Origin of the sequence: Flagellimonas taeanensis (genome assembly GCF_003584105.1) — a bacterium.
Classification (GTDB): Bacteria; Bacteroidota; Bacteroidia; order Flavobacteriales; family Flavobacteriaceae; genus Flagellimonas; species Flagellimonas taeanensis.
In genome coordinates this window covers 246,090-256,074 of record NZ_QXFO01000008.1, presented here as the reverse complement: position 1 = coordinate 256,074, position 9,985 = coordinate 246,090, and the positions used below count along the sequence as shown (strand labels likewise).

The 9,985-nt window shown below is 44.3% G+C and carries 7 protein-coding genes; 6 read left to right on the top strand and 1 reads right to left on the bottom strand.

Translation table 11 applies throughout. The features are described from left to right. The 3 genes from D2V93_RS18595 to D2V93_RS03255 form a co-directional block, all read left to right on the top strand. Positions 1-1,498: hypothetical protein (locus D2V93_RS18595; protein WP_220473614.1), on the top strand; the 1,498-nt coding region annotated here is incomplete at its 5' end. A 17-nt stretch (positions 1,499-1,515) separates the two neighbouring features. Beyond that, on the top strand, positions 1,516-2,046 hold the full coding sequence (locus D2V93_RS03260) for a hypothetical protein (protein ID WP_147377354.1): 531 nt from the start codon (positions 1,516-1,518) through the stop codon (positions 2,044-2,046). Positions 2,047-2,196: 150 nt separating this feature from the next. After that, on the top strand, positions 2,197-2,817 hold the full coding sequence (locus tag D2V93_RS03255; protein ID WP_119618371.1) for a hypothetical protein: 621 nt from the start codon (positions 2,197-2,199) through the stop codon (positions 2,815-2,817). Positions 2,818-3,405: 588 nt separating this feature from the next. Here D2V93_RS03255 and D2V93_RS03250 read toward each other — a convergent pair. Next, positions 3,406-4,014, bottom strand: coding sequence for a superoxide dismutase (locus tag D2V93_RS03250; RefSeq protein WP_119618370.1), 609 nt, complete (start codon positions 4,012-4,014; stop codon positions 3,406-3,408). Positions 4,015-4,134: 120 nt separating this feature from the next. Here D2V93_RS03250 and D2V93_RS03245 point away from each other — a divergent pair, with 120 nt between their 5' ends. From D2V93_RS03245 to D2V93_RS03235, 3 genes are all read left to right on the top strand, one after another. Beyond that, entirely contained in the window at positions 4,135-7,257 is a 3,123-nt protein-coding gene (locus D2V93_RS03245; RefSeq protein WP_119618369.1) for a UvrD-helicase domain-containing protein, read from the top strand. A gap of 14 nt (positions 7,258-7,271) precedes the next feature. Next, entirely contained in the window at positions 7,272-8,465 is a 1,194-nt protein-coding gene (kbl, locus tag D2V93_RS03240) for a glycine C-acetyltransferase (protein ID WP_119618368.1), read from the top strand. Positions 8,466-8,578: 113 nt separating this feature from the next. After that, positions 8,579-9,937, top strand: a complete 1,359-nt coding sequence (locus D2V93_RS03235; protein ID WP_072876304.1) for an OmpA family protein — start codon at positions 8,579-8,581, stop codon at positions 9,935-9,937. The last annotated feature ends 48 nt before the right edge of the window (positions 9,938-9,985 follow it).

Here is a 9,985-nt window from a genome sequence, read left to right as displayed (position 1 = left end):
ATTGAAAAACCTACTACCGGTAATGCTACTGGCCCTGCTCATGGCCTGTGAAAAACAGGAAGCCACCTATCCGGAACCAAACCAGGAAACGGACGACAGGAACGTCAGGCTAGAATCCCTGACCATTGACGAACTGCCCCAACTTGTTGGGGCCATAGAAAAGCGGGGCTCCAAAATGGGATGGGCCTCCAAAAGCGAAGGTGGGGACATTGTGCTGGACGGCAGCCGTGTACTGGCCGTGACGGACTCCGTGGGGAACAGGACCTACTCCCTGAGGATGTACGTGCCCGGAACGCCCCACAACGTGTTCTACAACGTGGTGGGCAAACAGACCCACGATGGGGTGCAGAACGAGCCCTTTGTGCTACGCTACGAAGTGGACGAGGACTACTGGCCCGAGTACGCGGCAGGGCCAAGACAGGAAAAGCCGTTCAGGGGAAAGATTGGTCTGTACAATCTGGAGACCTTTGGCCTGCAGAACATGCAGGAGGGCAGGACGGGCGGCACCCCCGAGCCCTGCTACGAGGCGATCGCTGACGGGAACGGGAACGGTGGCAGCGGGGGAAACAACAGTGGCGGGAGCTCCAACGGGGGCACGGACCACGACCCGGGGAGCGACTACCAATATTGGAACACCTATGCCCCGGACAATGGCGGGGGTTCGGGAGGGCGAGAGCCCTTCGTGGAAGTGGGCGAGGGCAGGTTCGGCGACTTTGGGACGGACGGCACATGGAAAAGGGCGTTGACGGGCAAGAGTGCGGACTGCCCTGAGGAGGAGACGCTGCTGCCCATTAATGAGGATGATGAAAAAATTGGTGTAGATGTATCTGTGGACCCATGTGTAAAAGGCATTATTAACAAATTAAAAACAAAGGATATGCAAAACCTTACTGTACCCAATATTGGCCAACTTGCAGGTACGGGACATTTATCGCAAACCATCATAGATATGTTTGATGGTAGCACAAACTACCATTTGAATTTTAAGGTTGCTGATGCCACTACCTCTGGAGGTTTAAAAAGGAATGCATATACTGATCCAAATCCAAATACACCTAATAAAGGTGAAGTTACATTTGATATAGTTTTGGATGAAGACTTTGTAAAAAATGCAACTCAATTGGCGATAGCAAGAACAATAATACACGAATCTTTACATGCATATTTGAGTTATTCTGTTCAAAATTATAGCTCAGCTCCTTTCAGTCAATTATTCTACGATTATGTCTCAACCAAGGGGTATACCACAAATACTGCACAACATAACATAATGACACAATTTGCCGATGCCATTGGACATTCGTTATCAGTTTGGGATAATAATAAACAGAGCATTGAATATTATAAAAACTTGGCATGGTCAGGTGATATGCTAAATACAACTGCCTTTAACAAATTATCTTTATCAAGACAAAGCTCAATTAAGAATGCCAATAAAAATGAAGGAAATGCTGCTTATCCTGCCAATAGCAATGCAAAAGGAATCAAATGTCCATAATCTTGAAACATAAGAATATGAAAGAAATAAAATATTTAATCTGTTCTGTTGCAATTCTCTTTGGCTTGAACTGTAAAAGCACCCATGGTATTCAAGAAATAACCTTGGAGCAATACGAGGTTATCTATACCTATTTTGAAAACAAAAAGGAGAAAAAATTGTTCTTTAAACCTTTGGTCAAACCTTCCAGTAGTTCAACTTTAGTTGATTTGATCAACTACAGTGAATTGAACAGTTCCCATGATATCATTGAAAAAAAATTTGGAGTTGAATTTAAAAAAATTTTTGATGAAGAGGAGATGATACGACTTAAATCAAAAGCCCAATCAGTTAAGAGAATAAATTTTAATAAAGGAGCGCTCGGTGACATTACAATCTCCAAAAAACATGATTTTAATACTTTGACTCTCTCTGTCCCCATTTTATCAAAAGATGGAAAGTATGCTCTAATGTATGTAGAAAGCGTAGGGGGTGGAGATTTGATAATTTTCAAAAAGATTGATAAAAGATGGAAGGCCAATTATATTCTCAGCGATTGGATTTCTTAAGGGATACGCTGGGGATACCCAATAAAGTCCCATTGATCTATTTAAGTGAGCGGCTGGAAATAATATGTTTTGTGAAAAAACTGTCCTAAAGACAAGGTGTATGTACCGTTTAACAAGACCAGATTGTTAGTCTTTGTTTAAATCGCTTTGATGAATAGATTGATTTTTTACTTATTTCTAATTGTTTCACATATGATGGGGTATGCACAATTGAATGAAAGCATATTATCTAAGGATTTCATTATGATTAAAAATATTGATTTTAGATCAGTGAATGAAGAGGATTATGATAATCTGGACATTGAATATAAAAGTGATTATTATTATGAGCCTAAAAATGAACCTCCTATGACATTTTTGGGCTATCCAGTTTCGTTTGCCTCATTTTATCTGACCCATGACGAGAAAATTAAAAGTTTTGGCATGCAAATACTTACGGATAACGCTACTTTGTTTTATCAGAAAGTAAAGGAAACATATGGTTCTTTTTCTGTATCAAGTCCTAGCGTATTTTTTTTCGAAAAACATGGGATATCCTTACCCAAAGAGTACAGTGAAGAGGCAGAAAAAATAATTGCAAATCTTCCAATACCTACAGTTGAAGAATATAAGGACACGAGGACTATCAGTTGGTATTTAAAAATTGAAAGGAGTACTGGGGCGGATAATGCTACATTGAAAATTTACAATCATCCAGTAAAAGGTTTAAATTTTGAGAGTCATGACCGAGAATTGCGAATTGTTTTTTCTCTGGATGATTTGGAGGATTGAACCTGGAACGTCCCTGCTAGCACCATCTTCATGTCGTTCACAAATCCATTTTTGAAAGTAGCAGGAGCAAAAGGCAAAAAAGGTGGAATCTCTTCCACCTTTTTTATTTTCTACCATACCCAATCTGGAAAATCACTTCTTTTCTTGACAAATGTCAATTATTGGCCCAAGTTGTACACTTCAACGCATTTAAGCGAGTTTCATCCAAAAATTTATCAGGCCTGCTGCCCCTTGGTGTACATTTGGAGGACCATAGCATAAGTAGGTTAAGTTCATGGTAAGATTTGGGGAAAGAAGGCGGAGCATGCTCCGCCTTCTTTATGTTTGACTACCAAGGATTTATCCATTTTATCGACGAACTGCACGTTTTCTTTTTTCTACAAAAAGCAAAAATTTCCCCAAAAGCCTTTGTTATTTTACACAATACCAGTATTTTAGTCCCGCCATAGCATAAGTAGGTTAAGTTTATGGTAAGATTTGGGACGAAAAGGGCGGGGGCTTCCTCGCCCTTTTCTATTTATCAATGGTTTGGAAACAAAAAAGCCGTGCACAAGTGCACGGCTTTTCTTTTTAAGGAATGCTTTTCCGCTATTTGGCGGCCTTGTAGTTTTCTGAAACCTTGTCCCAGTTCACCACATTGAAGAAGGCCGAAATATAATCGGGTCTCCTGTTCTGGTAGTTCAAATAATAGGCATGCTCCCAAACATCCAATCCCAAAATGGGTTGTCCTCCACAGCCTACATTGGGCATGATGGGGTTATCTTGGTTGGGCGTGGAACAGATTTCCAATTTTCCACCCTTGTGCACACATAACCATGCCCATCCAGAACCAAAACGGGTTGCGGCAGCTGCGGCAAATTTTTCCTTGAAAGCATCAAAAGAGCCAAAAGCATCGTTAATGGCCGTTGCAAGGTCTCCGCTTGGCGTACCACCTCCATTGGGGGACATTACTTCCCAGAAAAGTGAGTGGTTGTAAAAACCTCCACCATTGTTTCGCACGGCACCGTTGTTCATATCCAAGTTGGACAGGATATCCATGATGTCCTTTCCTTCTAAATCGGTGCCAGCAATGGCATTGTTCAAATTGGTCGTGTAGCCATTGTGGTGCTTGGTATGGTGGATCTCCATGGTCCTAGCGTCTATATGTGGTTCCAGCGCATCGTACGCATACGGTAACTTTGGTAATTCAAAAGCCATAATATTTGTGTTTTTATGTTAGTACTTAATTCCTGTAAAAATACGGGTTTTAACAAACATATTCCGCTAAATCCCTGTTAAGTTAAAGCTCGGAATCCGTATTTTGCAACAAAAATCTCCTTGGAGGCATCACATTTTAAAATATACAGTGCGTCGGCAGGTTCGGGCAAAACCTATGCCTTGGCCAAGGAGTATATCAAATTGTTACTGTCCAACGATTCCCCCTCGAAGTTCCGCCAAATTTTGGCCATTACCTTTACCAACAAGGCCGTGGACGAAATGAAGACCCGGATCTTGGACAATCTCTATGCTTTTGGGCAGGACCCCGTACCCGAAAAACAGCAAGGCCTGTTCTTGTCACTTTGTGATGAGCTTTCTTTGAACGAGGAGCAATTGCGAAAAAAGGCCTCGCTGATCTTAAAACGTATCCTCCACAATTACTCTTTTTTTGAGATATCGACCATTGACAAGTTCAACCATAAGATCATCAAGACCTTTGCCCGTGACCTGCAACTGTCGCAAAATTTCGAGGTAGAGCTGAATCTGGACCTGCTTTTGGAAGAAGCTGTGGGAAGATTGCTGGAACGGGCCGGTGATGATGAAAAACTGACCGAAGTCCTCATCGCCTTCTCCCTCGAGAAAATCGATGACGACAAAAGCTGGAACATTGCCTATGACCTTGTGGAAATCGGGAAACTGCTGTTCCAGGAAAACCATGCGGAACATATAGGGCCACTGCGCACCAAGACCATTGGGGACTTTCAGGACATCCAACAACGATTGGCATCGGAAAGTAAGGCCCTCGAGGAAAAGATAAAACAACGCGCCCAAAATGTACTTCAGGAAATAGAACGCCAAGGGTTCGATATGGGTGATTTTCCCCGACAAACGCTGCCCAATCATTTCCAAAGAATGATGGATGGGGAATGCAACCCCAAAAACATCTATACCAGTAAAACACTGGAAACCAAACTTGTTGATGGCAAGTTGCTCAAAGCCGCAGATAAAAGGGATGTGTCCGGTCTGGCCGCTTTTATTTTGGAGCACTATCTGGCCATCAAGCAACTCGTCTATCGGCACAGCTATCTGAAAAATGTATATGGCAATATCGTACCGATGACCGTCTTGAACGAAATTGCCAAAGAAATCAAAAACATAGAGTTGGATCGGGACATTGTTCCCATTTCCTCCCTCAATTCCATCCTCTCCAAAGAGATCAAGGACCAGCCCGTGCCTTTCATTTATGAACGGATGGGCGAAAAGTACCGTCATTATTTCATTGATGAGTTCCAGGACACCTCCAAAATGCAATGGGACAATTTGGTGCCACTGATCGGCAACGCTTTGGAGAGCGAGACCGAAAGACAGGAACGGGGTTCTCTTTTTTTGGTAGGCGATGTGAAACAGGCCATTTACCGATGGCGGGGCGGGCGGGCCGAACAGTTCCTTGACCTGCTCACTGGAAAGGCACATCCTTTTACAGTGGAGCCCAGTATCCATTCCCTGGACACCAACTGGAGGAGCTGTGATGAAATCGTGAGTTTCAACAATGGCTTTTTTACAGAAGTGGCCCCTGTCCTTGGCAATGAGGATTATCGAAACCTATTCTTGAACGACTCCCACCAAAAAACGAACCATAGGCCCGGAGGGTATGTGGAACTGTCCTTTTTGGACAAGGATGTGGAGAACAAGGATGAGGCCTATTGCACCAAGGTATTGGAAACCATCCAGAAGATCACCTTGGAAGGCCATTCGTTCTCGGACATTTGTGTGCTGGTGCGGGACAATAAAAAAGGGATGGTGTTGGCCGATTTCTTGGCGCAGCAAAACATTCCCATTATTTCTTCGGATGCCCTATTGCTGGACAACAATGAAAAGGTAACCTTCCTGATTTCCATCCTCCGGATCTTTGAAAACATACTGGACCGGGACGCGGCATACCATATTCTATTGTACCTGTCCAAAGAAAGTACGGAAAGGCACCAGATCATCTCCAAAAACTTGGAGCATGTGGCCCGCTTTCTGGCCAACGGGTATGACTTCCATATTGACCGACTGAAAGGAGAGTCCGTTTTCAACATTCTGGAGCGAGCCATAATACATTTTGGCCTTGCCGAGGGCTCAGTGGCGCACATTTCGTTCTTGATGGACGAGGTCCTGGATCTTGAAAAAAGGGAAGGCCCCAGCATCTATGCTTTCCTTACTTATTGGGAGGTAAAAAAAGAATCGTTGTCCATAGCTGCACCCGATGGTGTGGATGCAGTGAAGATCATGACCATCCACAAGGCCAAAGGCCTGGAATTTCCCTTTGTGATCTTTCCCTTTGCCAATGCCTTACTGGACGATAAGCGAAAGAAAAAGAAATCATGGGTGCCCGTTCCCCAAAATGAAACGGATTTGGGTCTGGATGAATTTCTCATCAACAACAATAAGGATATGTTGGAGTACAATGAGATTGCCCAACTGAAATATATGGAAGAAGAGCAGAAAACCTTGCTGGATTCGATGAACGTGCTCTACGTGGCCCTGACCCGGCCGGTAAAAGGCCTGTTCGTGATCTCGGAAACGACCAAGACCCTTTCCTCCATTGATTCTGCCACTTCATACACCGACCTTTTTCTGTGGTACATCCAGCAAAAGGGTATTCCTGAAAACGACTCCGGTGTATATACCGTCGGGACGTTCCCCAAAAAAGAACAGGGCAGTACCCCTGCCAGTTCCAAGGATAACCATATCCCCTACATTACCCGGCCCAAAGCGGATACGGCATTCACCATTTCCACCAAATCGGGCCGTATGTGGGACGATGGGCGTATGGAGGCCATTGAACTGGGAAACCTCGTCCATTTTGCATTGAGTCAAATCCGAACGGTAGCCGATGTTGACCCTGTTTTAGAGCGATTGGAGCGGGAAGGGCATTGTTCAAAAGGGGCGGCGGTTGATATCAAACAAAAAATCATGGCCGTGGTGGACCATCCCAAATTACAGGCTTTCTTTCAGGAAGGCCCCCAAATATGGAACGAGCAGGAGATCCTGACGGCAAACGGCCCTTCGCTTCGCCCGGACAGGATGGTCATTTCCGGAAACGAGGCCACCATCATCGACTACAAAACGGGCAAGCCCTCTCCATCCCACAAAGAACAGATCAGCCAATATGGGGATATCCTAAAGGAAATGGGCCATACCATCAAACATTCCATTATTGTTTATATTGACCAGCAAATAGAACCTATTTTTGTGTAAAACGAATTAAAGATATGTACGGTAACATCAAAGAACATTTGGCCCAAGAGTTGAAAGAAATTGAAGAAGCGGGCCTGTATAAAAAAGAACGGATCATTACCTCTCCCCAAGGGGCCGTGATAAAAATCTCCACAGGGCAGGAGGTCATCAACTTCTGCGCCAACAATTATTTGGGACTGTCCTCCCACCCCGATGTGATCCAAGCGGCCAAGGATGCCATGGACACACACGGCTTCGGGATGTCATCCGTAAGGTTCATCTGCGGCACACAGAACATCCACAAGGAACTGGAACAAAAGATCGCTGATTTTTATGGCACGGAGGATACCATATTATATGCGGCGGCATTCGATGCCAATGGTGGGGTGTTCGAACCCTTGTTGACCGCTGAGGATGCCATCATTTCCGATTCGCTGAACCATGCTTCCATCATAGATGGGGTACGTTTGTGCAAGGCCATGCGCTACAGGTATGCCAACAATGACATGGCCGATCTGGAGGAGCAGTTGAAGCAAAGTGTGAAAGACGGTGCACGGTTCAAGATCATTGTGACCGACGGGGTCTTTTCCATGGACGGACTTGTGGCACCATTGGACAAGATCTGTGACCTTGCCGATACATATGATGCCATGGTCATGATCGATGAATGCCATGCTGCAGGTTTCATTGGCCAAACAGGGCGTGGAACCTTGGAAGAAAAGGGCGTCATGGACCGCATCGACATCATTACCGGAACCTTGGGCAAGGCCTTGGGCGGGGCTATGGGTGGCTACACCACTGGGAAAAAGGAGATTATCGAGATACTTCGCCAGCGTTCCAGGCCCTATTTGTTCTCCAATTCGTTGGCTCCGGCCATTGTAGGGGCGTCCATCAAGGTCTTTGAGATGTTGGACAAGGACACTTCATTACGCGACAAACTCCAGAGCAATACGGAATATTTCAAAAAAGGGATGAAGGAAGCTGGTTTTGACATTATTGATGGGGATTCCGCCATTGTACCGGTAATGCTCTACGATGCCAAACTCTCCCAAAAAATGGCCGATATGCTCTTGGATGAAGGGATTTATGTCATCGGTTTCTTCTATCCAGTGGTGCCCAAAGGCAGGGCGCGAATCCGGGTGCAATTATCGGCCGCCCACGAAAAGCACCATTTAGACCATGCAATAAATGCATTTACGAAAGTTGGAAAATCTCTAAAAATCGTTTAAATGCTGCAAAAGTTCCATGTAATGCGTTAAAAAAAAAGAAAATTTGATTTTGTTAATAGTTTTTAACAACTTACATTTGCAGCTGATAAACACTTAAACTTAAAATTTTGAGCATGAAACATCTTAGCAAATTATTGGTTGTTGCCCTAGTATTTGTAGGGTTTAACAACATACAAGCGCAAGACGAGAATAATCCATGGCAAGTGAGCATTGGAGTGAATGCAATAGATGCTTACCCTACCAATGATGAAAACAACCCGTTTTCAAGTACTACATTGTTCGATGAGTACTTCAACGTCTCTGACCACTGGAACATCTTGCCTTCTGTATCTTACGTTGGTGTGTCCAAGTACATCGGTGATGGATTCTCTGTTGGAGCTAGAGGTTCCTTGAACAGAATCGAAAAAATCGGTGATGTTTCTGTAGATGACCTTTCACACTACGCTATAGATGGTACCATCAAATATAACTTCCTTAAGAACACAACCCTTGATCCTTTCGTTGAAATCGGCGGTGGTTACACTTGGGTTGATGAAATTGGAGCTGGTACTGCAAACGGAGGTGTTGGTTTGAACATCTGGTTTTCTGAAAACATCGGTTTGACCCTTCAAACACAGTACAAGCACGCTTTCGAAGATTACTTGGTTAAACATTTCCAACATTTGGCTGGTCTTAGCATCAAGTTTGGTGGTACTGACACTGATGGTGACGGTATCTATGACAAAGACGATGCTTGTCCAGAAGTAGCTGGTTTGGAAGCTTTCAACGGATGTCCTGATTCTGACGGTGATGGTATCGAGGATTCCAAAGATGCTTGTCCTAACGAAGCTGGTTCCAAAGAAATGAACGGATGTCCTGATTCTGACGGTGACGGTGTTGCCGATAAAGATGATGCTTGTCCTAACGAAGCTGGTCTTCCTGCCCTAGGCGGATGTCCTGATGCTGACGGTGATGGTGTTGCCGATAAGGACGATGCTTGTCCTAACGAAGCTGGTCCTTCTGCCAACAAAGGTTGCCCATGGCCTGATACTGATGGTGATGGTGTACTTGACAAAGACGATCAGTGTCCAGAAGTTGCTGGTACTGTTGCCAACAAAGGTTGTCCAGAAGTAACTGAAGAAGTTCAGAAGCAATTGAACGACTACGCAAGGACTATCTTGTTCGATACTGGTAAATCTTCCATCAAGGCAGAATCTACTTCTGTAATGGTTGACATCATCCAAATCTTGAACGAGTATCCTAATGCCAAGTTCACTGTAGAAGGTCACACTGATAGCGTTGGTAGCGAGAGCTTGAACCAAAAACTATCTGAAGAAAGAGCCAACTCAGTAAGAAGCTTCTTGATTGACAAAGGAATCTCTTCAAGCAGATTGACAGCTATCGGTTACGGTGAGGCTAAGCCTATCGCCACCAACAATACAGCTGCTGGTAGAAAGCAAAACAGACGAGTTGAAATCAACTTGGTAAAATAATAAGGAAACCTAAAGTTTTCTTTTCAAAAGGCTCCCGTTCCGGGAGCC